The sequence below is a fragment of the Amycolatopsis sp. NPDC114503 genome (assembly GCF_055633655.1).
Genome location: NZ_JBVKDT010000013.1, coordinates 94752 through 119724, shown reverse-complemented (window position 1 = coordinate 119724; position 24973 = coordinate 94752). Strand labels below are relative to the sequence as shown.

The window sequence follows — 24973 nt, the reverse complement described above, 5'->3', positions numbered from 1 at the left end:
TGCACGGTGGACGCGACGCTGGGCAGCACTCTGGTCACCGATGCGCGAGAGGACGAGCGCACCGACGCCGAACTCCTCGCCGCCGTGCGCGCCGGGGATTGCCAAGCCGGCGGGGAATTGTTCCGGCGGCACGTCACGCTGATGCGCCGCGTCGCCGCGGGTTTGGTGCGCCAGCAGGCTGAACGCGACGACCTGGTCGCCGAAGCCTTCGCACGCGTGCTCAGCACGGTCGCGGCGGGCGGCGGCCCGGAATCGAACGCGCCCGCGTATCTCGTGGCCACCATGCGAAACCTGTTCGCCCGGTGGAGTCGCCACGAAAATCGTATCGATCTGTACGCGACCGTTCCGGAACCAGTAACTCTCGACGGCGGCGCTGACGAACTCGCAGTCATGCGCTCAGAGGACCGGCTGGTGTGGTCGGCCTACCGAACCCTGCCCGGCCGCTGGCGGACCGTGCTGTGGCGCATGTCCGCCGAGGGCGACACTCCGGCGGAACTCGCTCCGGTGCTCGGCGTTTCGCCGAACGGCGTCGCCGTGCTCGCCCGCCGCGCCCGCGAAGGACTGCGGCAGGCGTACCTGCAAGTCCAGGTGCCGGACGCGAAATTGCCGCAGTGCCAGGAAGTCCGCCGCCGGATGGGCGCGTGGCTGCGCGGCACCCTGCCCGCCCGCCGGGCCGGAGTCCTCGCCGGCCACCTCGCCGTGTGCGAACCGTGCCACGCGGTCGCCGCCGAACTGGCCGAGGTCAACCGCGAACTGCCGCGGATGACGGGGTGTTGCGATCCGGCGATTCCGGAACCCCGCTAACCGGATTCGCGCGCTCAAGCCCAGGACGAACCAGCCCCGACGTCAGCTCCCCTCGGATGGCTGCCTGCCGAGATCCGGCAGCTCCGCCGCCCCGCTGGCCAGATTCCGCGTGATCAGGTTGACCATGAACGCAAACCGGTCGTGCCCGGTGCCGGACGTCAGCTCCGCCGCGTACTGCCGCGTGCGTGGGAACTTCTCCTCCGGCAGCGCGGCGAACCGCTCGATCAGCTCCTCCTGGCTGAGCACCCACTCGCCGCCGTGCTGCTGCCGTTGCTGGACGAGTGACCGCTCCCAGGCGTACGCGGTGACATAGAGCGTGAGCGAATCCCGCGCCCACGCGGCGGTCTGCGGTTCGATGCCGCCGGCCAGCAGGATCGCCAGGATTCCTTCGCCGACCCGCAGCGTTTCCAAATGCGTCGGGACCATCGCGAGCGCGGCGCGGGACACCCCGGGGTACTTCAGGTACAGGTCGCGGATCTGGCCGTAAACGTCCAGGATCTGCTGCCGCCACGTCGCCGGGTCCGGTTCGGGCAGCTCGATCTGTGCGCAGAGCCTGCCAACGAGCAGATCGTCGAGATCCTCTTTGTTGACGATGTGCGCGTACAGCGACGACGGTCCGGTGCCGAGCACCGCGGTGACCCGGCGGACGGTCAGCGCGTCGTAGCCCTCGGTGGCGACGACCTGCAGCGCGGCGTCGGTGATCCGGTCGATCGTGATGGGTTCTTTCCGCGGTTTCCGTGCGGTGACCTCGGCGGTTTCGGCGCCGGCGGACGCGTGCCGGGCGGCGCGGCGCTCTCGGGGGGCAGCGGGCATGCCCGTCACTATAGCTTGACACGAACTTAGTTCGTCATCTAGAACTTAGTTCGTGACTACTGAACTTAGTTCGTTACCGCGCGCCGAGCCGCTTCCGCCGGCCAAGGCGTGGCTGGTGCTGGTCGTCGTGGTGATCGCCGACCTGATGGACCTCATCGACACCAGCGTCGCCGCCCTCGCCGGCCCCTCGATCCGCGCCGACCTCGGCGGCGGGCCGGTGACCCTGCAGTGGGTCCTGTCGGCCTACACCGCGGCGTTCGCCCTCGGCCTCGTGACTTCCGGCCGGCTCGGCGACCTGCTCGGCCGCCGCAGGCTGTTCCTGCTCGGCATGACCGGCTTCACCCTCGCGTCGCTGGCCTGCGGCCTCGCGCCCAGTCCCGGATTCCTGATCGGAGCCCGCGTGTTCCAGGGCCTGTTCGGCGCGGCGATGATCCCGCAGGGCATCGCGCTGGTGAAGGTCGTTTTCCCGCCCGACCAGCTGCGCAAAGCCCTGATGCCGTTCGGCCCGATCATGGGCCTGGCCACCGTCGCCGGTCCGATTCTCGCCGGCTGGCTGCTGCACCTGAACCTGTTCGGCAGCGAATGGCGCTCGATCTTCCTGATCAACGTCCCGTTCGGCATCCTCGCCGGACTGCTCGCGCTGCGCGTGCTGCCGCGATACAGCGGCGAAGACCGCAGTGCCCGCCTGGACCTGCGCGGCGTCGGCCTGCTCACCGCCGCGTCAGCGCTGCTCATCGTGCCGCTCATCCAAGGCCGCGAACTCGGCTGGCCCGCGTGGACGTACGTACTGATGGCCGCCGGTGTCGTCGCCTTCGTGCTGTTCGCCAGATCCGAACGCCGCAGCAGCCATCCGGTCATCGCGCCTTCGCTGTTTTCCAAACGCGGCTTCGTGTTCGGCCTGCTGATCACCGGCGGGTTCTACGCCTCGCTCAGCGGATTCGTGCTCGTCGTGAACCTGCTGCTGCAGTCCGGTCTCGGCTGGACGCCGCTGCAGTCCGGCTTCGCCCTGCTCCCCTGGGCGGCCGGCACCGCCGTCGCGACCCTATTGTCCGGTGCCGTGCTCGCCGCGAAACTCGGCCGCTCGTCGCTCCACTTAGGACTGGCCATCGCGGTCGCCGGTCTGCTGGTCCTGTGGTGGTCGATCGCCCACTGGGGCTCCGCCATCACCCTCTGGCAGCTCGCCCCCGCGCTGTTCATCACCGGCGCCGGTTCCGGATTGCTGTTCATTCCGCTCTTCGATTTCATCCTCGGCGACGCGACGCCCGAAGAAGTCGGCAGCGGCTCCGGAATGCTCAACGCCGCCCAGCAATTCGCCGGAGCCATCGGTGTCGCCGCGCTCGGCACGGTGTTTTTCGCCCGAGTCGGACCGGCCGCCGCGCCGTCCTGGATCCCCGCCGCCGAACTGGTTTTCGGCATCTGCGCCGGCCTGTACCTCGTGGCGCTGACCCTCGTCGGATTCCTGCCGAAACATTCCGCCCAATGACCGTTGAAACGAGTGTCGCCATGCCGAAAACTGCCTTGATCACCGGAACCAGCCGCGCCGCCGGACTCGGATTCGCCATCGCCCGGCTTCTGTCCGAACAGGACTATCACGTCATTCTCACCGCTCGCGACCTGTCCCGGGCCGAGTCCCTCGCCGCACAACTCCCGAACGCCGCCGCGGTGCGGCTCGACCTCGCCGATCTCGCCACCATGACCGCCGCCGCCGACTATCTCACCGCATCTTTCGGCCATCTCGACGTGCTGATCAACAACGCCAGCGACCTCGTCGATTTCGCCACGCTGTCCGCCCTCGACGCCGACCTGGCCGCCGTCCAGTCCGCATTGGACATCGACGTCCTCGGCCCGTGGCAGCTGACGCAATTGCTGCTGCCGCTGCTGAAAGCCGCACCGGCGGCCCGGATCGTCAATGTTTCCAGCGTTTCCGCACTGCAGATTTCCACCGGACTCGACCTCGGCGCGAGCCTGCGCGCCCCGGCGCATTCCTTCGCCAAGCACGCGCTGAACACCCTGACCGGCGTGCTCGCCTCGGCGCTGCGGGACACCCCGATCCTCGTCAACGCCGTCGATCCGGGAGAAACGGCCACCCATCCCGAACGCGGCGACGAGGACACCGCCCGCCCAGCACTCGAAAGCGCCCGCGGCGTGGTGTGGGCCGCGACGCTCCCGCCCGACGGCCCGACCGGCGGCCTCTTCCTCGACGGCCGGCCGCTGTTGTCCCTGCTGCCTAACCCCGCGGAAAAACCGTTGGTGCACCAGTGACGCTGTATGCGACCCGGCCCTGCTGCCGGACGCAAGGGAACACCGGCCACCCCCAGCACGCGACGCTCCGCCCGACGGCCAGCCATTGCTGCCCAGCACGAAAAACACCGCGGGCCCAGACCGTGTCCGGTCCGGGCCCGCGGCGGGCAAACCCTTGCTACGCCAGGATCAGTGACCCAGGTGCAGGCTGTCCAGGTGCACGTTGCTCGCGTGCGACTCGAGGGCGCCCGCGACGTCGTGCAGGTGGTTCTGGACCTCGTTGAGCGGCGCGGCGTGCGCGGCGTCCGGCAGCTCGCCGGTCGTCGCGTGCTGGGTGCCGGTCTCGACCGCGTCCTGGACGGTGCTCGTGACGTGCTGCGCAGCCGCGTTGACGGCCGGCGCGTGCGCGGTCGCACCCTCGATGGCGTGGGTCAGCGAACCCGCGTTCGGGGCGGCCGGCAGCGACGGCAGCTCCGGAGCGTGCGGCAGCTCGCCGACGCCCGGGACCGACGGGGCCTGCGGCAGCGCGCCGACACCCGGGACCTGCGGCAGCGCGCCGACGGCCGGCACGTGCGGCAGCTCGCCCGCGCCCGGCACCGCCGGGAGCGCCGGGAGGCCCGGAACCGCGCCCGCGGCGTGGTCCAGCGTGCCGGACAGGTCGCCGGCCGAGGTCAGGTCGCCAGTGGCGTTGGCCAGGTCGGCGCGGAGGTCGCCGTGCTCGCCCACCGGGGTCGAGCCGATCGCCTCGTTGACGGTGCCCAGCAGGTGCGAGCCGCCCTGGCGGACGTCCTCGACGATGCCGCTGACCGGGCCGCCGACGGCGGGGATCTTCGCGGTCTCGGAGACCACGGCCTTCCACGTCAGCGCGTCGCCGAGGTGGTTGGTGGTGGCGTCGACCGCGGAGCCGACGAGCTTGCCGTCGAAGACGTGCTCGCCCACCGCGTTCACGGTGTTCTGGGTGTCGATCGCGGCGGCGTCGACGATCGGGCCGACGACCGGGATCGAGTGCGTCGCGTCGGCGACGTGGTCCAGCACGCCGGAGACCGCGCCCAAGGTGCCGTGGGTGACGGTGTTCAGGCCGGTCGCGTCGGCGACGTTGCTGACGCCCTCGAAGACCGGGCTGAGGTTCGGCAGCGCACCGGCCAGGCCGCCGAGGCCGTCGCCGACCTGGTGCGCCACCGGCTCGGCGGCGGCGTCGGCCTTGTCGAAGGCGCCGGCCAGGTCAGCCGACGGAACGCTCGGGACGGCGGGCACGCCCGGCACGGCCGGGATGCTCGGGGCCGCCGGGACGCCCGGCACCGCGGGAACGGCCGGGACGGCGGGAGCGGCGGGCAGCGGGGCGCTGTCCATGACCAGCGGCATGATGTCCTGCACGTCCGACGGGTTCAGCTCGCCGAGACCGGCGCCGTTCAGCACCCCTTGCGGGTCGGCCTTGTAGTCCGCCAGCGACTGCGGGTCGTTCAGCAGGTTCAGCGCGAATTCGTGCAGCGTCTGCACCGGGCCCATAGTTTGTATTCTCCTGTGGTGACAACGGATCGGGGTGGGGTGTCCGAGAAACGGACGAGCCGGCCCCAGAGCCGGCTCCTTTTCCGAACATAGGACTCCGCCGAGTGGCCGCCATCGGGGGGTCACCCGGGTTAGCCGGGGCACCCACTAGGGAGTTCGCCGATCCCCCGATTAGGGGCATTAGGGGATTTGGTGCGTCTGCACTGGTCACAGGCCTGCCCGCGGAGCACTCCGCCGAGCGCCGCCCACCCCACCGATCGGGGGACAGACGCGGGTCGCCCGGAGAGGTTCGCCAGGACCACCCAATGGTGTGACACCTACAAGGCTTTTCGGGCGAGACCGGGCCCGAGGGGAAGGCCGAAACGGCGGGGAGATCGGGTTCGACCGTGGTGCCGCCGTTTCTGGCATCGAGCGGAAGAGGAAGGCGGAATACGCGTTGAATGCGGTTCTGCGGGGTTGATCTCGCTTCGGTTAGTGGCGTTCTGCGCGGAATCCGCCGCCGGTCGTGGGGCAAACTTCTCTCTGGCGGTGTAAGCGGACGGTTCGTCTCTAATCCGGCGGAGTCGTCAAGCCGAAGCGACCGGAGCCGCAGCGGCTCCCGCCAAGCAGTCGCGACCCGCGTGGAACCCGGCACCTCCAGCCGAGGCTCGCCCCCAACGCGGCACTGTCGTCAAACCGAAGCAACCGGCACCGCCGCGACACCATCCCCGCCCCGCAGCGGCTCCCGGCTCAGGCAAGAAGCGCCACGCACCGAGTCCAAACAGACGACTCGCCCCGAAGCCGCTGCGGCACGATCCCGTCCCGCAGCGGCTCCCGGGTCCCCCTCAAGCAGTCGCGACCCGCACCGAGTCCGGCATCTCCAGTTCCTTCAGCAGTTCCTCCTGCCGCTTCCGGTACGCCGCCACGTTCGCCAGCTTGATCTCCTCGTACCCGCGCACCGAGTCCGGCAGCGCGGCCAGTTCGACCAGCCGGGCGTCGTCGCGGTCGGCGACCTCGAGTGCGCGCGTCAGCGCCTGCCGGTACTCCCCGATCAGCGCCCGCTCGACCCGGCGGACCTCGGCGCGGCCGAACGGGTCCAGCCGCGTGCCGCGAAGCTTGCGCATGGCCTTCAGCGCCGCGAACGCGGGCCGGATGCTGCGGCCGCCGAGGCTGATCTTGCGGTTCATGCCCAGCGCGCGCAGCACCGGCGGGTGCAGCCGGTGGGCGAACCGCGTGCCGACGCCGAACTGGGCTTCGATTTCCGCGGTCAGCTGCGGGTCCAGCGACAGCCGCGCCACCTCGTACTCGTCCTTGTAGGCCATCAGCTTGTAGAGGTTCCGCGCGACCGCCTCGGTCACCGAAGCACTCGCCCGAACCCGGACTCGCTCGACGAATTCCGCGTACTGCCGCGCGTACCGCTCGTCCTGGTAGGCGATGAGGTCCGGGACGCGGAGGTCGAGCACCCGGGCGAGTTCGCCTTCGGCCCGCACCAGCGCACGCACCCGGCGGACCGCTTCCGCGTCGACCGCGGCCGGGGCCGAGGCCTCCGACGACGGCGAGAGTTCGGCGTCGAGCGCGTCGGGGTCGGCGACCAGCTGCCTGCCGCGCCGGAACGCCTGCAGGTTCGTCTCCACCGCGGTCCCGTTGATCTTGATGGCCTGTTCGAGGCTTTCCGCGGAGACGGCCAGCGAACCGGTCTGGTAGGCCGCGCCGAGCTGCAGGATGTTGGCGAACTGGTCGTCGCCGAAGATCTGTTCGGCGAGGCCGCGCGCGTCGAGGTAGTGCCCGGCGGCGGTCGCGTCGCCGAGCGCGCCGCGGATGCTCGACTGGTCCGGGTACGAAACTTCCTTGTCCACCACCATTCGGCCGGTCGGAACCTCCGAAGTGGACACGACGGCGACCGTCCGCGCGGAGTCGGCCACGCCGAGGTATGCCGGGTCGGCGGCTACCAGCGCGTCGCAGGCCAAGTAGAGGTCGCACTCCCCGTTGGCGAGTTTCGGGGCCTGCTCGACGGCACCGGTGGAGATCTTCACGTCCGAGACGACCGCGCCGCCCTTTTGCGCGAGACCGGTCTGGTCAAGAGTGCGCACCTGCTTGCCGTCGAGAACCCCGGCGACACCAAGGATTTGCGCCACGGTGACCACGCCGGTGCCGCCGATGCCGGTGATCCGGACAGCGACGTCCGACAGGGTTTTCGCCGGTTCCGGCAGGACGTCCGCGCTGAGCGGTGCGAGGTGCCGCCGCTTGACCTCACCGGTCGGGACGACGGTCAGGAACGACGGGCAGTCACCGTCGAGGCACGAGTAGTCGACGTTGCACGATGCTTGGTGGATCTGGGTTTTACGGCCGAACTCCGTCTCTACCGGTTGCACCGAAAGACAATTCGACTTCACGCCGCAGTCGCCGCAGCCTTCGCAAACGCGCTCGTTCACGAACACCTTGCGCGCAGGCGTTTCCTGCTTCCCCCGACGACGCTTGCGCCGCTTCTCCGCCGCGCACTCCTGCTCGTGAATCAGCACCGTGACACCACGGTGCGCGGCCAGTTCTTCCTGCGTACGAAGAAGTTCCGACCGATCACGCACCTCAACACCGCGCGGTAGCTTGCGCTTCCGCAGCCGACGCGGCGCGTCCGAGGTGATGACGACTTTCGCCGCGCCCTCAGTCAGCAGCAGCGCCGCCACCTTCTCCACGGACAGCCCGCCGACGGCGTCCTGACCGCCGGTCATCGCGACCGCGGAGTTGTAGAGCAGCTTGTACGTGATGTCGACGCCCGCCGCGACCGCTGCGCGCACCGCGAGGCTGCCGGAGTGCATGAACGTTCCGTCACCGATGTTCTGCATCAGGTGCGGCGTCTCGACGAACGGAGCCATGCCGATCCACTGCGCGCCCTCGCCGCCCATCTGGGTCAGCCCGACGACCTCGCCGACCTGCTCCGGCTCCATGAACAAAGCCATGGTGTGGCAACCGATCCCGGCACCGACGAGTGTGCCGTCCGGGACCTTGGTGGATGAGTTGTGCGGGCAGCCGGAGCAGAAGTACGGCGTGCGAGCCAGCAGCGGCACCGAAATCCGCTCACGGCGACGACGTTGTTTCCACGCCGCAACGGGTTCCGCTTCGGGCAGGCGCTTGGCCAGGCCGCTGGCGATGCGGTCCGGGTCCAGTTCGCCGAGTTCGGTGAACAGCACCTGGCCGCGCTGGTCGGACTTGCCGTAGACGCGCGGCGCGCCGGTGCGGCCGTAGAGGATCTCCTTGATCGCCGGTTCGACCAGCGCGCGCTTCTCCTCGATCACCAGGATTTCGTCGAGGCCCTCGGCGAATTCCTTGACGATGCCCGGTTCGACCGGATACACGACGCCGAGCTTCAGCAGCCGGATGCCGTAGCGGGACAGCTCGGACTCGTCGAGACCGAGCATCCGCAGCGCCTGCCGAAGGTCCAAATAGGACTTCCCGGCGGTGACGATGCCGATGCGGTCGCCCGGTCCGGATCGGACGATCCGGTTGATTCCGCTGGCCCGCACGTATTCCATCGCGAGCGGCAGCCGGACGCGGTGCAGACTGTGCTCGAGCGTGATCAGCTCCGGCCCGAGAAGCCGGCTGTTCGGCTGGTGCTTGTACGCGCCCTCGGGCATCTCCGGCGCGGTCCACTCCGAATCGACCACCGCGGTGCCGCCGGAGTCGGCGACGTTCGCGACGATCTTCATCGACGACCACAGCCCGCTCGCGCGGGAAAGTTCGACCGCGTGCCTGCCGTGCTCCAGCACGTCCTGCGCGTCGGCCGGGAAGAACACCGGCATCGCGAGGTCGGCGAGCGCGTGCTCGGACGCACACGGGATGGTCGAGGATTTCGCGTTGGGGTCGTCGCCGACCAGCGCGACCGCGCCGCCGCGCGGATCGGTGCCCGCGAGGTTCGCGTGCCGCAGCGCGTCGGTGGCCCGGTCCAGCCCCGGGGCCTTGCCGTACCACATGCCGACCACGCCGTCGGGCCGCATCGTGCCTGCTCGGGCCGCCAGCTGGCTGCCCATGACCGCCGTCGCGCCGAGTTCCTCGTTGACGCCCGGCTTGTGCACGATGTTGTGCTCGGCCAGCAAACCGGACCGCCGCGCCAGCTCCAGGTCGAACCCGCCGAGCGGCGAGCCCTGGTACCCCGACACGAAGGCCGCCGAGTCCGCGCCGCCGCGGCGGTCCAGCCGGATCCGGTCGAGCAGAACGCGCACCAGCGCCTGCACCCCGGTCAGGTAGACAGTGCCCGCTTCGCGCACGTACCGGTCTTCCAACGTGAAGGCGTTCATCCGCACTTCCCTTCCGCACGCCATCAGCCCACGGGCACCCGCCGTTGGGACGTGAGCCACCTCACCCCACCCCTGAGCCCGGGCGCAACGTGCCCGGCCACTGTAGTGGCAAGGACGCAAAGGATGACGCGCGAGAGGGCTGATCGGACAGATCTGTTGCGTACGATGCCGCTCATGGCCGAAGAACTGCTGGACGCGACCGACCACGAAATCATCGCGTTGCTCCGCGAGGACGCCCGGCGCACGTTCTCGGACATCGCCGGGCGGGTGTCGCTCTCCACCGCGGCGGTGAAACGGCGCGTCGACCGGCTCCGCGAGAAGGGCGTGATCACCGGTTTCACCGTGCAGGTCGACCACGCGAAACTCGGCTGGGGCATCGAGGCGTTCGCGCAGCTGAGGTTCTTCGGCAGCACGAACGTCGCCGAGATCGTGGAGACCACCACGCGGATCCCCGAGGCGCAGGCGGTGTTCACCATCGCCGGCGACCCGGACGCGGTGGTGTGGCTGCGCAGCCGCGACATGGCGCACCTGCAGAGCACGATCGACGAACTGCGGCGCAGCCACCGGATCACCAGCACGCGCACCCTGATCGTGCTCGACTCGTGGGTGCGCGGCGAGGACCGGCCGGAGTGACCTTCGGGCAGCATCGGGGGCGATCGCTGTCCAGTCCGGACGGCTGTCTCGCGCTGAGCGTCAGCGGCGAGAGGCTCGGGGATCCCGCCGACGACGTGCTCGGGCCCGCTGCCGCCGCAGAAAAGGGCCAAGGGGGCCGGGGTCGGCGATGGCCGCGGGCGAGCGGCCGTTTCACTCATCGGATCCTCGATTTTGCTTTCGCGTCCGCCGCGGCAGGATCTTCACATCTGACACCTCGCGCAACAGACTTGTCCGCTGTCCATCCGGTCCCTCTTTCGAGCGGTCACGCGGGAATCAGGAATGAGATTTATTTCGGACCTAATGGCTGGATTGAGCATTCTTCGGTATTTCCCCGGTCCATTGTGGATTGCGTTCAGCGGTCCAGGGACGGCCCGCAGGTGCTGCGGGGTGTCGGCGAGCGAGTACTGTCACCCGGTGACAGAAGCGTCCGCGGGAGGGGGAGGCATGCCTGCTGATCCGGTCGGCGAGGCTCAGCCCCGGCGTGGCCGGCCTCGGGGCACCAGTGCGCGGCAGCTGGAGGAGATCGCGCTGCGGCTGTTCACCGAGCAGGGGTTTCACGAGACCACGGTGGATCAGATCGCGGCCGCGGCCGGGGTGAGCCGGCGGACGTTCTTTCGGTATTACGACGCGAAGTCGGACGTGTTGTGGAACGAGTTCGACTCCGAGGTGGACACGATCCGGGAGTTGCTCGCGGAGATGCCGGACGATCTGCCGGTGCTGGAGGCGGTCCGGCGGGCGGTGCTGGCGGCCAATCATTATCAGGCCGAGGACGTTCCTGAGCTGCGGATGCGGATGAATCTGCTCAGCACCGTGGCGGAGCTGGCGGCCAGTGCCACCCGGCATTATGACGCCTGGGAGCGGGCCGTGATCAGTTTTGTGGCTCGGAGGACCGGGCAGGCTGAGGATTCGTTGTATCCGCTCGCAGTCGGTCGGGCTGTGCTGGCCACTTGCCGGGCCGCGTATGAGCGGTGGTCGGCTCGGGCTGATGCTGATCTGACGGTGTATTTGGATGCCGGGTTGCGGGCGTTGGCGGCTGGGTTCGCTGATGAGGTGCTGGTTGGGGAGCCCGAGGGTTCTGTCTGAAGGTACTGGGTTGGGCGGTCTGTGAGGGGAACCCTGAGGGAATCAGATTCCCTCAGGGTTCCCCTCACAGACGGTCCAGCAGGGTGGCCAGTGCGGCGGGGGCGGCCGCGGCACCGCTGAGCGGCTGCCAGCGGGCGCCTGATTCCCGGGCGAAGCGTTCGGCTTCCTCGCAGTCTTCGGCCGGGGCCAGGATCACTAGTTCTTCGCAGGCTCGGGCGGCGGGCAACGGGTCCTGATCGTCCGTTGCCCGGCAATCTGAAAGCAGGAGAATCGTTTTTCTGGCTGCCCGCGAGGAAGCCAATTGCTCATTCGCTTTGCGCAAAGCTGCCGCAAGGGCGGTGACTCCGTGTCCTCGCAGCGACAAAACCGAATCCACCACCGAGGCCTTCGAGCGGGAAGAGCACAGGGGGCGGATTACCTCCGCTGTTCGGGAGAACGACACCACTGCGTGTTCCACCGGTGCTCGCCACGAACACGCCGCCGCCGTAAGCGCGGCTGCTGCGAGGCGGGCGCCGGTCATCGATCCACTGGTGTCGATTACCAAGCACAGGGCCAATTCCGGCCTTGCCCACCGTCTTGCTATGAGATCGTCCAGAGCTGGAATGCCGCCTACTGCTGCTGCGTCCACCAATGCGGGCAGTGAGCGGTCCAGGTCAAGTTCGCCGCCTCGATCGGCTCGGTCTCGGCGTAGTTTTCCTACGCCTCGGGCGCGGGCGACGCCTTGTTTCGCGACGTCGATCATCAGGCGGCGGGCCAGGCCGCGTGCGGCCGCGCGCAGGGATTCATCGGTGGCTTTGCTCATCTCGACCAGCAAGGCCATTGCCTCGTCCGCGTCTTCGCGGAAGACCGCGCTGAAGGCTTCTTCGTCCAGTACGCCGACTTCGGGCGAGATTTCCGCGAAACGGCCGTTGCGGGACAGTTCGGAGCGCGGTGTGGTGCTGCTCCGCGCTGAGCCTGGCCGGGGTGGCCGTTGCTGGTGGCCCGCCGGTGGCGGGCTCAGGCTTCCCCCGGCGGATCACCAGCCTCCGAGTCCGGTGGAGGGGATTCCGCGCCGAAGACTGCCACGTACAGTTCGTCGATCACCGATTCCGCGGTACGGCCGCTGGATTCGTGCAGGCCGATTCGGCCGGACAGGGCGGCCAGTGCGGCGTCGTGGCCGATTCGCCAGTCGGTTGCGGAAGCGGCCCGGATTCGGGCCAGGGAGACTGCCAGGCGTACGACGTCGATCGCGCCGCGTACTGAGGAGCCGACTCGCACATCGGTGTGTTCGCGGGTGCGGCGCACCAGATCTACGACCTGGTCTCGCCATTCGGCCGGAACCGGCGGGCTGCGGCGGGCGACGATGTCGGCTTCCTCGTCCTGGCTTTGGTAGCCCATGACGATTCGGCAGACGCGATCGTAAATCGCCGACGAGATCCGGGCGGTGCCGACCGCGTCGAAGGGGTTCATCGCGGCTACCAAACGAAAACCGTCCGCCGCGCGCACCCGGCCCAGGCGCGGCACGTGGAGTTCGGCTTCCGACATCACCGTGATCAGGACGTTGAGCGTCTCCTCCGGGATTCGGTTGACTTCCTCGACGTACAGCAGGCCGCCGGTGCGCAGTGCTTCGATCAGCGGACCGTCCACAAAGGTCTCTGGCACGTAGCCTTCGGCCAGTACCCGCGAAGGGTCGAACTGTCCGACCAAGCGGGCGGGGGTCAGCTCGGCGTTGCCTTCCACGAACACGAACGGCGAGCCGCCTGCCTCCGCGACCGCGCGCAAGAGCGTGGTTTTGCCCGTGCCCGGCGGGCCTTCGAGCACGACGTGCGCACCGCAGTCGAGACCGGCCAGGAGCAATTCGATTTCGCGGCGGCGGCCGACTACGTCCGCGGTCAACAGGGGAACTGCGGACTGCGGGCCGGAAACCGGCCCACAGTCCGCGGACAGTGCCGTCACGGCGCGTCGTGGACCAGCACGCCGCGCACGTTCCGGCCCTCCAGCAGATCGTCGTAACCCTGGTTGACCTCTTCCAGGGTGTACGTGCGGGTGATGATCTCGTCCAGCTTCAGATCCCCGCTCTGGTACAGCCCGAGGATCTTCGGGATGTCCACGGTCGGGTTGCAGTCGCCGAACAGGCTGCCCTTCACCGTCTTCTTGAACAGCGTCAGGATCGAGCCGGGGAGGTTGACGTTGTTGACCGACAGCTTGTTCAGCCCGGTCAACACGATCGTGCCGCCCTTTCCGGTGGCGTTGAACGCGCCGGTCACGATCTCCTCGGTGACGATGCCCGCCGTGACAATGGTCTTGTCCGCACCGTTGCCGTTGGTGAACGACTGCGCCAGCTCGGCCGCTTCCTCCGGCGTCGCGACCGCGTGCGTCGCGCCGAGTTCCATCGCCTTTTCGCGCTTGTTCTCCAACGGGTCCAGCGCGATCACGTTCTTCGCGCCGGCGTAGCGCGCACCCTGCACCGCGTTGATGCCGATGCCGCCGACACCGGACACGATCACCGTCTCGCCCGGGCGGACGTTGGCCGCGTTGACCGCCGAACCCCATCCGGTCGGGACGCCGCAGCCGACGAGCACCGCCTTGTCCAGCGGCAGGTCGTCGTCGACCTTCACGACCGAGTTCTGGTGGATGGTCGAGTACTGGCTGAACGTGCCGAGCATGCACATCGCGCCGTACTGCTTGACCGGGCCGGGGCCGCTGAACGGGAACCGCTCGCCGGGCAGGTAGCCCTCGAGGATCGTGGCGCCCATGTCGCAGATCGCCTGCTGCCCGGTGGAACACCAGCGGCACACGCCGCAGTTCGGGATGAACGAGCACACCACGTGGTCGCCCGGCTTGACCCGGGTGACGCCGGGGCCGACGTCCTCGATGATGCCCGCGCCCTCGTGGCCGAGCACCATCGGCAGCCGGGCTTCCAGGTCGCCGTGCGCGATGTGCACGTCCGAGTGGCACAGGCCGGCGTGGGTGTAGCGGATCAGCACCTCGCCCTCGCCGGGGCCTTCGAGGTCGAGTTCGACCACCTCGATCGGCTTGCCCACCTCGTAGACGACCGCTGCTTTCGTCTTCATCGGGAACTCCTTTGTTCGAGCGGGCGGATCACAGCGCGATGTTCACGGACTTGGTCTGGGTGTAAAGGTCGAGCGCGGCCGCGCCCAGCTCCCGGCCCCAGCCGGACTGCTTGTAGCCGCCGAACGGCATCGCCGTGTCGAAGCCGTTGTACTGGTTGACCCACACCGAGCCTGCCTTCAGTTCCTTCGCAGTACGGTGCGCCTTCGCGACATCGCGTGTCCAGACCCCGGCGGCCAGTCCGTACTCGCTGTTGTTGGCCGCGGCGGCCACGCCCTGTTCGGCGTTGAACGGCATGGCCGCCACGACCGGGCCGAAGATTTCTTCCCGGACGATGCTGAATTCCGGTTTGACGTCAACGAAAACGGTCGGCTCGATGAAGTATCCGGTGTCGCCCCACCGTTTTCCGCCGGTGAGCGCGCGGGCGCCGTCGGCGAGCCCTTCGCCGAGATAGCGCGAAACGCGGTCGAACTGCTCTTGCGAAACCATCGGGCCCAGCTGGGTTTCCGGGTCGAGGCCCGGCCCGATCTTCACCTGGCTCGCCGCCTGCGCGACCGCCTGGGTGAACTCCTCGAAGATCGAATCCTCCACGTACAACCGGGTTCCGGCGACGCAGCACTGGCCGTGGTTGAACATCCACGCGTTGACCGAACCCGGCACCGCGAGGTCGAGATCGGCGTCGGCGAACACCACGTTCGGGCTCTTTCCGCCCAGCTCCAGGGAAACCTTCTTCAGGTTTCCGCTCGCCGCCTGGACGATCTTCTTGCCCACCTCGGTCGAACCGGTGAAGGCGACCTTGTCCACGCCCTCGTGCGCGGCCAGCGCGGCCCCGGCGTCGCCGAAGCCGGTGACGATATTGACCACGCCGGGCGGGAATCCGGCTTCCTCGAACAGCTTGCCCAGCAGCAGGGCGGTCAACGGCGTCTGCTCGGCGGGCTTGAGCACCACGGTGTTGCCCGCGGCGAGCGCCGGCGCGATCTTCCACGCGGCCATCAGCAGCGGGAAGTTCCACGGGATGATCTGCCCGCACACGCCGACCGGCTCGCGCAGCGTGTAGGCGTGGAACTGCGCGTCCGGCGCGAACGGCATCGACACGTTCACCGTGCTGCCTTCGATCTTGGTCGCCCAGCCCGCGTAGTAGCGGAAGACGTCGGCGGCCCAGTTCGTGTCGACCGCCGTCGCGATCGCCGCGGACTTGCCGTTGTCGAGCGCCTCCAGCTGGCCGAAGATCTCCGCCCGCTCGGACAACAGATCGCCGATGCGCCAGATCAATCGTTCGCGTTCGTTCGGCTTCATCGCGGCCCACGGACCGGCGTCGAACGCCTTGCGCGCGGCGGCGACGGCGCGGTTGACGTCCTCGGCCTCGCCGTGCGCGACCTCGGCGATCTTCTCCCCGGTGGCCGGGTCGTAGGTCGGGAACGTGCGGCCCGACGCGGCCGGGACCCAGCGCCCGCCGATCAACAGCTCCAGCGGGCCGGAAACAAACTCCCGGACCTGGGTGTGCAGGGGGAATTCCACCGTTGCGGTCACCTGGCGCCTCCTCACTTCGTCGTGATGGAGGTCATCGTCACCCGGCGGACCGGGGGCGAAGTGTTACAGAAGTGGACAGTCGTCGGTCACGCCCAGCGCCTGCATGCGGCGATAGAGCGTGGTGCGGCTGATGCCGAGTTCGCGGGCCGCGCGCAGCTTGTTGCCTTCGCTGGCGCGCAACGCCGTGACGATCGCGTTCCGTTCGGCGAGTTCACGCCCGCCGAGCTGCCTCGTGCGCGAACTGCCGCGGCACGCGGGCGGCAGCTGTGCGAGGTCGATCACCCCCGTGTACGGAAGGCGGGACACTTCGCGCATCACCGCGCGCAACTCGTGCAGGTTGCCCGGCCACGGATGCGTGCGCAGCGCGGCCAGCGCAGTACCGGTGAAATGCGGTTTCCGGTCCGGATATTCGTCGCGGAGCATCGCGACGGCGATCGCGGGCAGGTCGTCGAGACGCTCGCGCAGCGGGGCGAGGATGACGGTTTCCGCGCACCTCGCCGCGATCGCCGCAACGGCTGGGGACATCGCGTCCGCTGGGACGGAAGTGAGCAGCAACCGGGCCGATTCGGGGTTGTCGAGCGCCTCGCCGACCAACGGGAGCAGGCTCTCCGGGAGCAGGTGAACGTCGTCCAGGACGACCGCGGTGCGTGGTTGCGCGATGAGGTCAATGAATCTTGTTGCCCAGGCTCGAGGTTCCTCGCGCAGCGCGGCCGCGGCGTGCAGGACGACGGGATCGTCGACGCCGGCTCGGGCACGGGCTTCCGTGGTGCGGCCGGTGCCCGGTTCGCCCGTGACGAGAACCGAGCGGGCGGGTTTTGTCGCGGCGGGGGCAGGTTTTCGGCTGCTGCTCGGTGCCTTCGCGATCCGGAAGACGGCACCGTCCGTCGAACCCTCGACGCGTTCGGCTACGACCGAAAGACTGATTCCGTCACCCACATCGAGGCGAGTGTCGAATACTCCGCGCTCCGGTACTTGGGGCAACAACGTGCGCAGCAGGGTCGGATCGGCGGGACGAAGCTGTTCGATGCAGGTTTCGTTGGCGAACACCAGATCGCCGCCGAGCACCGCGACCGGGACGCTGCGGTGGTGCGTCGCCTGCTGGAACGCCAGGAACAGCCGCCTTTCGCAGGCGCGGGCGCTCTCCAGCACGAGCTGTTCGATGTCGCCGACGACGCGTTTCACCAGCGGCCCGAACAACGGGTTGCCGCTGTCGCTCTCGCCGGTGATGTCGAGGACGCCTTCGATGCGCCCGGTGAGCGGATGCCGGATCGGATGGCCGTAGCAGCTGAACCGCTTCAACGCGTCGGCGTAGTGCTCCTGGCCGTGGATTTCCACCGCCTGGCGCGATTCGTGCGGCGTGCCGAGCGCGTTCGTGCCGACGCGGCCCTCGCTGAGCTGCGAACCGTGCAGCACGCCGAGGTCCTCCAGCTGGCGCTGCAGGCCGCGGTCGCCGAACCAGCGGAAGACGAGGCGGCAGTCGCGGTCGGCGAGCAGGATGGAGAACCGGGTGCCGGTGAGCTGCTCGACGAGCTGGTCCAGCACCGGGCGGGCGGCGGTCATCAGCCTGCTGCGCTGATCGACCTCGCCGATCGAAATCGCGGCCCGGTCCAGGGCAGGCTCCACGCCGAACAGCCGGGACCGGCGCCACGAATCGGCGATCGGCGGCCGCAGGACGGCGGAGCCCTGCGACGGTATCCCTCCGAGCGACACTGCTCCTCCCGACTACCGGACGGCGACGTAGCGGTTCGTGTGACAGTACCTTCGCGGATCGACAAGTTCCAGACGTGCGTCTTCAGACGCCCCGTTCTGTCCTTTGTGGACACTGGTAGGATCGGGTGAGTGCTGCGGCGTTTTCTGATGCTCTTCGTCCTGTTGTCCGGCTGGGCCGAATGGGAACACTGGCGATCCTCGCGCCGCGGAATGGGCGACCGTCCCGGGACGGCGGGCACCGGCGAGGCGGTCGTCGTGCTCGGGTACCGAAACGGCGGGACGAGGGCCAATTTCGTGAACCGCTGGCGAGTCCGGGCGGCGGTACGTTCCCAGGCGCCCGGGCCGTCGCGGCTGGTGCTGTGCGGCGGAGCGGTCGGTGGCGCGGAGGCCGAGGCGGTGCTGATGGCGCGGTATGCGCGGGCGTACGGCTACCGGGGCGAACTGGCGCTGGAGGCGGAGAGCCGGTCGACGTGGGAGAACGTGCTCGGCGCGGTGCCGCTGATCGAGGACGCGGACCGGATCAAGATCGTCTCGAATTCCTTGCACGCGGAGAAAGCACGCCACTACCTGCGGAAGCAGCGGCCGGACCTGGCGGAGCGGCTGGTGCCCGCGGAGGATTACCGATTCGGGGAACTGCTGGCGGTGAAGCCGGTGCTGGCGGTGATGGGCAAGCAGAGGTTGCGGCGGCTTCGGCGGTGAGCCGGGGCGTTTCGAGGCGCTCTGGCTCTCGAAACGGCTCCGCCGATGAGCCGCGGCGTTTCGAAGCACACTGGGCCTCGAAACGGCTCCGCCGATGAGCCAGGGACGTTTCGACGCACACTGGGCCTCGAAACGGCTCCGCCGATGAGCCAGGGACGTTTCGACGCACACTGAGTCTCGAAACGCCTTCGCCGATGAGCCAGGGGCGCTCCAAAGCGCTCTGAGTCTCGAGCCCCGACTGGAACCGACATCGCCGCTCACGAGTCCTCAGCGACCCCCGGCAGATGCGCGTTGATCTTGGCCACCAACGCTTCCAGCCCGGCCCGCTCGTCCTGGTCGAGCGAGGCGAAGACCAGTTCGTCAGCCTCGGCGAGCACCGCGTCGAGCCCCGCGACCAGGTCGAGCCCGGCCGACGCGGCGTAGACGCGTTTGCGCCCGCCCTCCGTCCGCCGTTCGATCAGACCCCGGCGTTCGAGCCCCTTGAGCAGCAGGGAAACGTTCGCGGGCGTCGTATGGCTCATCTCCGCGACGTCGCGCTGGATGACGCCGGGCCGACGTTCCAGGTAGCCGAGCACCATGGCCTGTTCGAAGGTGAGGTCGCGCGTGCGGCTCCATTCCTCGATCCGCTTGCGCTGCGCCCAGCGAATCGACCGGAAAAGGTCGCCGGGGGCCAGTTCCGGCCGCTTTTCCCGGTTGTGAGTTAAGTCTTTAACTTGCTGCCGGACCAGCGGAAGGAAGAGTTCGTCGACAATCGACCGGATCCGCGCGGGCCGGAGCGGCGCGAGGGTGAGCAGCAGGTCGTGACGGACCAGCTGGAACGGCATTTCGAGCACCGCGCCGGAGAGCACCGCCAGGTCGATCTCGCCGCGGTCGTGGGCACGCTGGTAGATGTCCCGAAGGAGCGGCCGGTCGCCGATGATCTTGTCCCGGAATTGGCCGGGAGTGGCACCGGTGCTGGCCGACAACCCGGAGATGGCCGCGCCGGCCGCGATGGCGAAGAACCCCGCCAGCGCTTCGCTCACCGCGGTCAGGTAGGCGAGCAGATCGCCCCGCAGGCTTCCGGTGTCGGGGGCGGCGATCGGGTTGCGGTCCCGGTGCCACCGCATCGCGGCCAGCACGAGCTGATCCTTGTTGGCCCACCGCCGATAGAGCACGGCCTCGCTCGTGCGGGCGCGCACGGCGACCGACTCCATGGTCAGCCGCGCGTATCCGGTTTCGACGAGTTCGCCCCAGGCGGCGGCCAGCAACGCGGACTCCAGCTGCTCTCCGCGGCGACGGCGGACGGGTTCGGTGGCCACTCGGTCCACAATAGAAAGGTTTGCCTTTCTTAGCAAATATCCCTACGGTGGGGTCCAGGAGTTCTTCGGAGCCAGGGGGAGCGAAATGTCGCAAGAAAACCTGTCCACGCCGGAATTGCCGGTCCTGATCGTCGGCGCGGGCCCGACCGGGCTTACGCTGGCCTGCGAACTCGCCCGGCGCGGCGTCGCGTTCCGGCTGGTCGAAGCGTCCCCCGGCCTGCGCCCGGGTTCGCGCGGCAAGGGTCTGCAGCCGCGCAGCCTCGAAGTGTTCGACGACCTCGGCGTCATCGACCGCATCATCGCCAACGGCCGTCCGGCGATGCCGATCCGGCTGACCGACCCCGACGGCCGGACGAGCGGCGGTCCCACTTATCAGGAACGTCCCGATGTTCCTTATCCCGCATCGGTCATCACCCCTCAATGGCGCGTCGAAGAGACCCTCGGCCTGCGGCTGGCCGAACTCGGCGGCGCGGTCGAGTTCGGCACCGCGTTCGAGAGCTTCGAGCAATCCGCCGACGCCGTGACGGCAGTGTTGCGCACCGGCGACCAGACCGAAACTGTCCGTGCCCAGTGGCTGGTCGGCTGCGACGGAGGCCGCGGCGTCGTGCGCAAACAAGCCGGAATCGCCTTCGAAGGCGAGACCGACGAACGGATCCGGATGATCGTCGCCGACCTGGCCGTCGACGGCCTCGACCGCGACGCCTGGCACATGTGGCGCTGCGACGAGGGTTTCGTCAGCCTCTGCCCGCTGCCGTCCACCGATCTGTTCCAGTACCAGGCGCCCGTCCGCGGCGAAACCGACTCCGACCTCGCCACCCTGCAAACGATCTTCGAACGGCGGAGCGGCCGCACCGACCTCCGTCTGCGCAGCCCGGAATGGACGTCCGTGTGGCGCTCCAACACCCGCCTGGCCGAGCGTTACCGCAACGGCCGCGTCTTCCTCGCCGGCGACGCCGCGCACGTGCACTCTCCCGCCGGCGGCCAAGGCATGAACACCGGCATCCAAGACGCGCACAACCTGGGCTGGAAACTCGTCTCCGGGGTGCCGGAACTGCTGGACACCTACGAGTCGGAACGCCGTCCGGTCGCCGCCGGAGTGCTGAAGTTGTCGACCGCGCGCCTGGCCGAAGCCGCCAAACAGAAGAGCATCCCCATCCGCAGCGATCGGGACACGACCCAGCTCAGCGTCAACTACCGCGGCTCCGTCCTGGCCCGCGACGACCGTCCCGATTCCGCCCCGCTCCGTGCGGGCGATCGCGCCCCCGACGCCCCCGGCCTCACCACCACAACCGGTGAACGCCGCCTGTTCGACCTCACCCGCGGCGGCCAGTTCACCCTGCTGAACTTCGGCCCCCGATCCGCATCGACCGTCCGCACCTTCCACGTCGTCGCCCACCCCTCCGCCGACGACGAGATCGCCGATTCCGCCGGGCACCTCGCCCGCGCGTACTCCCCGACCGACCGCACCCTGGTCCTGCTTCGCCCAGACGGCTACGTCGGCCTGATCTCGGACGCGGGCGACTTCGCGGCTGTCAAGGAGTACCTGCTCTAGCCTCTTCCCATGTCCGCCCCCGACGAACTGGCCGCGACGCTGTACGGCGCGGTCAGCCTGATCGCCCGCAGGCTGCGCCAGAGCCAGGTCACGGCCGAACTGTCCCTGCCGGAACGCTCCGCACTGGCCCGCCTGAACCGCGACGGCCCGGCCACCACCGCCGCACTGGCCCGCGCCGAGCAGATCACCCCGCAAGCCATGAGCACGACCATCAGCGGCCTGTCCACGCGAGGCTTTGTAGCCCGCGAGCCAGACCCCGCCGACGGACGGCAGATGATCGTCTCGCTGACCCCCGAAGGCAGCGAAGTCCTGCGCGCCCGCCGCGACGCCCGGATGCGCCAGTTCGAGGCTTCGCTCAGCACGGATTTTTCGCCGGAGGAGCTGGCTGTGCTGAAGGAAGCAGCACCGTTGCTGGAACGGTTGGGCCAGACGTTCTGAACCGCTCCGCCGCGCGCGTTTGACTCGCTACGGTGGTGCGTCATGAGCGGGCTTGAAGCGGGTGCGGTCAAGATCGGCGGGAAAATCGCGGCACACGCGGCCAAGTCGTGGCTGCAGCGGTGGAAGGACCGAAAGACCCGCGGGCTGACCCTGGTCGAACTCGCCGCTGGCGCCGGACCGCTCGGGCAGGCGAACCTGGAGCGGTTGCTGCAGACCATCGGTACCCAGGTGGCTACTGAGCTGGAACCGGTGTTGCGGAATGAATACGCCGCTTTGCCGGAGTCTGAAGCTGCTGCGGTGTTCGCTGCTGTTGAGGATGCGCTGGGCCAAGTCGATCTCTCCGACGATGCCCTGCTGGCTGTCGATGCGGACGACGAGCAACTGGCCCGGCAGGTGCGCGCTCAGTGCCCGGCTCATGAGTTCCTCTCGGCTGCCGGGGCGGCGTTGTACGACGTGGCGTTGGACCAGTCGTGCCGTCAACTGGTGTTGATCGTGCGGCATCTGCCGTCGTTCCAGCCGACCGCGTTGGCTGAGGTGTTGAAGCGGCTGAATCAGCAGTCCAACCAGTTGGAGGAGCTGCTGGCCCGGGCCCCGAAGACCAATCTGACCGAGACAGGCGCCGACCACGCACGGTTTCAAAGTGAGTACCTGCGCGTGCTGGCTGACTCGCTCAACCATCTGGAACTGCTCGGCCTGACGATGGAGAACCAGCCGACGCTGCCGTTGACGGTCGCCTATCTCAGCCTGAGCGTGTCCGGCGAAACGCAGCACCGGCGAGAGCCCCAGGAACCGGACTGGTTCGACCGGCTGACGGGCGGCACCGTCCGCGCCGAGGACGCGATCCACCGCTCGGGCCGCACTCTCGTCCGCGGCGAGGCAGGCTCGGGAAAGACGACCCTTCTGGACTGGCTGGCCGTCACCGCCGCTCGCGGTGCGTTCACTGGAGGGCTAGCCGAGTGGAACGGTTTCGTCCCGTTTCCGATCCGCCTGCGCAGCCTGCCTGACGGCCCGCTGCCGACATCGGAAGCCTTCGTTGCGTTGGCTGTGCCGACGCTGCGCGATCGGGTCCCTTCCGGTTGGGCTGACGAGGCGCTGCGCAGCGGCAAGGCGATCGTCCTCGTCGACGGCGTCGACGAGGTGGAGCCTGCCCGTCGCCGGAAGGTCAAGGCGTGGCTGCGCGAACTCGGTTCGAGCTACCCCGACGCCCGGATCGTGGTCACCTCCCGAACGGCAGCCGCCGACCAGCACTGGCTGACGTCGGAACGCTTCGATTCGGTCGTGCTGGAACCGATGACTGCCACCGACATCCAAGCGCTCGTGGACCGCTGGCACGAAGCAGCCGCGCGCGTCCGTCCGGACGCGGATCTCTCCAGTGCGCAGCGCCGGTTGCTGAGCCAGCTCGGCAACCGGCCCCATCTCCGCGCGCTCGCGGCGAATCCGCTGCTGTGCGCGATGCTCTGCGCGTTGAATCTCGCGCATCGTTCAGAGCTGCCGCGCGACCGGATGACCTTGTATCGCAACGCTTTGTCCATGCTCGTGCACATGCGCGACGCAGAGCGCGACATTCCGGCGCTGCTCACGGAACAACAGAAGCATGTCCTCTTGGGGCACCTGGCCTGGCGGTTGACGTCGGGGAACAAGGTCGAATTGCCGGCTGCCGAGGTCAAGGACCATCTGGAGTACCGGCTGAAATCGCTGCCGAACGTCGATTGCAGTGCGGACGAGGTCGTGAAGCATCTGGTGGAACGCAGCGGGGTGTTGCGGGCTCCGGTGGTCGGTCGGATCGACTTCGTGCACCGGACTTTCCAGGAATACCTGGCCGCCAGCGAAGCAACCGAGACCGGGTACATCGACGCGCTGATCGCCCATGCTCACCTCGACACCTGGCGCGAGACGGTCGTAATGGCCTGCGGGCACGCAAAACACCACCAGGCGACGAAGCTGCTCAAAGAGATCATGGACCGGGCGGACAACGAGCCCAGGCACGCCCGTCGACTGCGGATTCTGGCTGCCGCATGTCTGGAAACTGCCGGGGACGTGGAGTCCGAGGTGATCGAGCGGGTTCGGCGAGCGATTCTGGAGCACCTGGTTCCGCCGCGAAGCATCGTGGAAGCTGAATCGCTGGCATCAGTCGGGAGCCAGTTGCTGTATTACCTGCCGGAGACCCTTGACGGTTTAAGTGAGGCGAGCGCCCACGCGACGACCGCCGCGGCAACGATGTGCGCCGGCGAGGAGGTGCTTCCCCTCCTGCGGAGTTACGCACAAGACCAGCGGAGAGTTGTACAGGCTCGGCTCGCGAAGGCTTGGGAGTACTTCGACCCGGCTCGCTACGCCGACGAAGTGCTCGCTGACGCACCGCTTGTGCACGGGTCCATCAGAGTGCGCAATACCCGGCTGATTCCCCATACGCCGAGGCTGAAGAACCTCAAGGCACTGTCAATCGCTGTGTTCGACGGCAACCTGGCCGCTATCGCGGAAGCGCCAGCCCTGTGCCGCCTGGCACTGCACATTTCTGGTCGGTCTGCAGTCTGCTTGTCTCCTCTGGCCAAACACGACGGGTTAAAAGACCTGCGTTTGCATGCACACAGTTACACTGACCTGAAAGTCCTGAAACGACTTCCACGGCTGCGAAAACTCGTTCTGTTTCGCTCTACTGCGTGGCGGAGCGTCAGAATATTCGGAGAGCTCCCGCACCTCACCCAGCTGGCCCTGGACAACCTGTCCTCCGTCGAGAGCCTCAATGTCTTGGCCGTGATGGAGAATCTCACCGAGCTGACCCTCCACGAGTGCCGAGAGCGCCTGATCGCCGCCACAGCACCTCTCGGGCAGGTGCGAACATTGGAGTACTACGGGGAGCCGGTCTCCGACCTCGGCACGTTCGCCGACACGTTTCCAGGGCTTACCGAGCTCAGCCTCCTCTATGACATTGCACCCGACCTCGGCCCCCTGCTCGCCTTGCCCCTGCGGAAACTCACCCTGTGCACCGACGGCAACCTCGATGCGCTGGCCGCTCACTCCACGCTGGCTGAACTAACTGTCCACGGCAGAGGAGAGCCAATCGACCTGCTCCCGTTGAAGGATTGCGAGCTGAAACTGCGGATAAGCCGGCAAGAGGAGCTGATCGGAGTCGACCAGCTCGGCCCAGGCGTGAAGCTGGCGTACTTCTAACCACCCGTCCACAGCGGAACCCGGATGCGCTTCGTCCGCTTCCTGGTATCCTGGCCAGCGGACAGCATACTTGATCAAGAGGATTTCGATCGTGGCAGGTGAAGACGACATCTCCGGGTGAGCCCGGGGCACGGGCCATCACGGCACCGGCCCCTCGC

General features: G+C 68.5%; 18 protein-coding genes. 9 read left to right on the top strand and 9 right to left on the bottom strand.

Going from position 1 to position 24973, the window contains the following annotated elements:
• The first annotated feature begins 6 nt into the window (after positions 1-6).
• Positions 7-804, top strand: coding sequence for a sigma-70 family RNA polymerase sigma factor (locus tag ACZ7OI_RS39550; protein ID WP_470230214.1), 798 nt, complete (start codon positions 7-9; stop codon positions 802-804).
• A 42-nt stretch (positions 805-846) separates the two neighbouring features.
• Here the strand turns inward: ACZ7OI_RS39550 and ACZ7OI_RS39545 are convergent, their stop codons facing one another.
• Positions 847-1617 carry a TetR/AcrR family transcriptional regulator gene (locus tag ACZ7OI_RS39545; protein ID WP_470269248.1) on the bottom strand — a complete coding sequence of 257 codons (771 nt, stop codon included), beginning with the start codon at positions 1615-1617 and terminating at the stop codon, positions 847-849.
• 52 nt (positions 1618-1669) lie between these two features.
• Between ACZ7OI_RS39545 and ACZ7OI_RS39540 the strand changes: the two genes are divergently transcribed.
• Together ACZ7OI_RS39540 and ACZ7OI_RS39535 are read left to right on the top strand one after the other, a co-directional pair.
• Positions 1670-3100, top strand: a complete 1431-nt coding sequence (locus ACZ7OI_RS39540; protein WP_470269247.1) for a DHA2 family efflux MFS transporter permease subunit — start codon at positions 1670-1672, stop codon at positions 3098-3100.
• Between the two features lie 20 nt (positions 3101-3120).
• On the top strand, positions 3121-3879 hold the full coding sequence (locus tag ACZ7OI_RS39535) for an SDR family NAD(P)-dependent oxidoreductase (RefSeq protein ID WP_470269246.1): 759 nt from the start codon (positions 3121-3123) through the stop codon (positions 3877-3879).
• Between the two features lie 168 nt (positions 3880-4047).
• Here ACZ7OI_RS39535 and ACZ7OI_RS39530 read toward each other — a convergent pair whose 3' ends face one another.
• Entirely contained in the window at positions 4048-5364 is a 1317-nt protein-coding gene (locus ACZ7OI_RS39530; RefSeq protein ID WP_470269245.1) for an IniB N-terminal domain-containing protein, read from the bottom strand.
• A gap of 824 nt (positions 5365-6188) precedes the next feature.
• Positions 6189-9632: an indolepyruvate ferredoxin oxidoreductase family protein gene (locus tag ACZ7OI_RS39525; RefSeq protein ID WP_470269244.1), complete on the bottom strand. Its 3444-nt coding sequence runs from the start codon at positions 9630-9632 to the stop codon at positions 6189-6191.
• Between the two features lie 174 nt (positions 9633-9806).
• Between ACZ7OI_RS39525 and ACZ7OI_RS39520 the strand changes: the two genes are divergently transcribed.
• A complete protein-coding gene (locus ACZ7OI_RS39520; RefSeq protein ID WP_182891300.1) occupies positions 9807-10265 on the top strand; it encodes an Lrp/AsnC family transcriptional regulator in 459 nt (152 codons plus the stop codon).
• Positions 10266-10730: 465 nt separating this feature from the next.
• Entirely contained in the window at positions 10731-11369 is a 639-nt protein-coding gene (mftR, locus tag ACZ7OI_RS39515; RefSeq protein WP_470269243.1) for a mycofactocin system transcriptional regulator, read from the top strand.
• 64 nt (positions 11370-11433) lie between these two features.
• Here the strand turns inward: mftR and ACZ7OI_RS39510 are convergent, their stop codons facing one another.
• From ACZ7OI_RS39510 to ACZ7OI_RS39490, 5 genes are all read right to left on the bottom strand, one after another.
• Positions 11434-12189: a vWA domain-containing protein gene (locus ACZ7OI_RS39510; RefSeq protein ID WP_470269242.1), complete on the bottom strand. Its 756-nt coding sequence runs from the start codon at positions 12187-12189 to the stop codon at positions 11434-11436.
• A gap of 176 nt (positions 12190-12365) precedes the next feature.
• On the bottom strand, positions 12366-13244 hold the full coding sequence (locus tag ACZ7OI_RS39505) for an AAA family ATPase (RefSeq protein ID WP_470269241.1): 879 nt from the start codon (positions 13242-13244) through the stop codon (positions 12366-12368).
• A gap of 56 nt (positions 13245-13300) precedes the next feature.
• Positions 13301-14422 (bottom strand): NDMA-dependent alcohol dehydrogenase, encoded by a 1122-nt coding sequence (locus tag ACZ7OI_RS39500; RefSeq protein WP_037810481.1) that lies wholly within the window; start codon positions 14420-14422, stop codon positions 13301-13303.
• Positions 14423-14450: 28 nt separating this feature from the next.
• The gene (locus ACZ7OI_RS39495) at positions 14451-15950 is read right to left on the bottom strand and encodes an aldehyde dehydrogenase family protein (RefSeq protein ID WP_470269240.1); all 1500 of its coding nucleotides are present in this window, start codon (positions 15948-15950) and stop codon (positions 14451-14453) included.
• A gap of 63 nt (positions 15951-16013) precedes the next feature.
• Positions 16014-17660 (bottom strand): sigma-54-dependent Fis family transcriptional regulator, encoded by a 1647-nt coding sequence (locus ACZ7OI_RS39490; RefSeq protein WP_470269239.1) that lies wholly within the window; start codon positions 17658-17660, stop codon positions 16014-16016.
• Between the two features lie 129 nt (positions 17661-17789).
• Here ACZ7OI_RS39490 and ACZ7OI_RS39485 point away from each other — a divergent pair, with 129 nt between their 5' ends.
• Positions 17790-18359 carry a YdcF family protein gene (locus ACZ7OI_RS39485; RefSeq protein ID WP_470269238.1) on the top strand — a complete coding sequence of 190 codons (570 nt, stop codon included), beginning with the start codon at positions 17790-17792 and terminating at the stop codon, positions 18357-18359.
• 257 nt (positions 18360-18616) lie between these two features.
• Here ACZ7OI_RS39485 and ACZ7OI_RS39480 read toward each other — a convergent pair whose 3' ends face one another.
• Positions 18617-19657, bottom strand: coding sequence for a TetR/AcrR family transcriptional regulator C-terminal ligand-binding domain-containing protein (locus ACZ7OI_RS39480; RefSeq protein ID WP_470269237.1), 1041 nt, complete (start codon positions 19655-19657; stop codon positions 18617-18619).
• 85 nt (positions 19658-19742) lie between these two features.
• Between ACZ7OI_RS39480 and ACZ7OI_RS39475 the strand changes: the two genes are divergently transcribed.
• Genes ACZ7OI_RS39475 through ACZ7OI_RS39465 form a run of 3 tightly spaced genes read left to right on the top strand, consistent with a single transcriptional unit; the run spans position 19743 to position 24815 of the window.
• Complete coding sequence (locus ACZ7OI_RS39475) at positions 19743-21209, top strand: FAD-dependent oxidoreductase (protein WP_470269236.1); 1467 nt, start codon at positions 19743-19745, stop codon at positions 21207-21209.
• 9 nt (positions 21210-21218) lie between these two features.
• On the top strand, positions 21219-21647 hold the full coding sequence (locus tag ACZ7OI_RS39470) for a MarR family winged helix-turn-helix transcriptional regulator (RefSeq protein WP_470269235.1): 429 nt from the start codon (positions 21219-21221) through the stop codon (positions 21645-21647).
• 42 nt (positions 21648-21689) lie between these two features.
• Positions 21690-24815: an NACHT domain-containing protein gene (locus ACZ7OI_RS39465; RefSeq protein WP_470269234.1), complete on the top strand. Its 3126-nt coding sequence runs from the start codon at positions 21690-21692 to the stop codon at positions 24813-24815.
• Positions 24816-24973 lie beyond the last annotated feature (158 nt).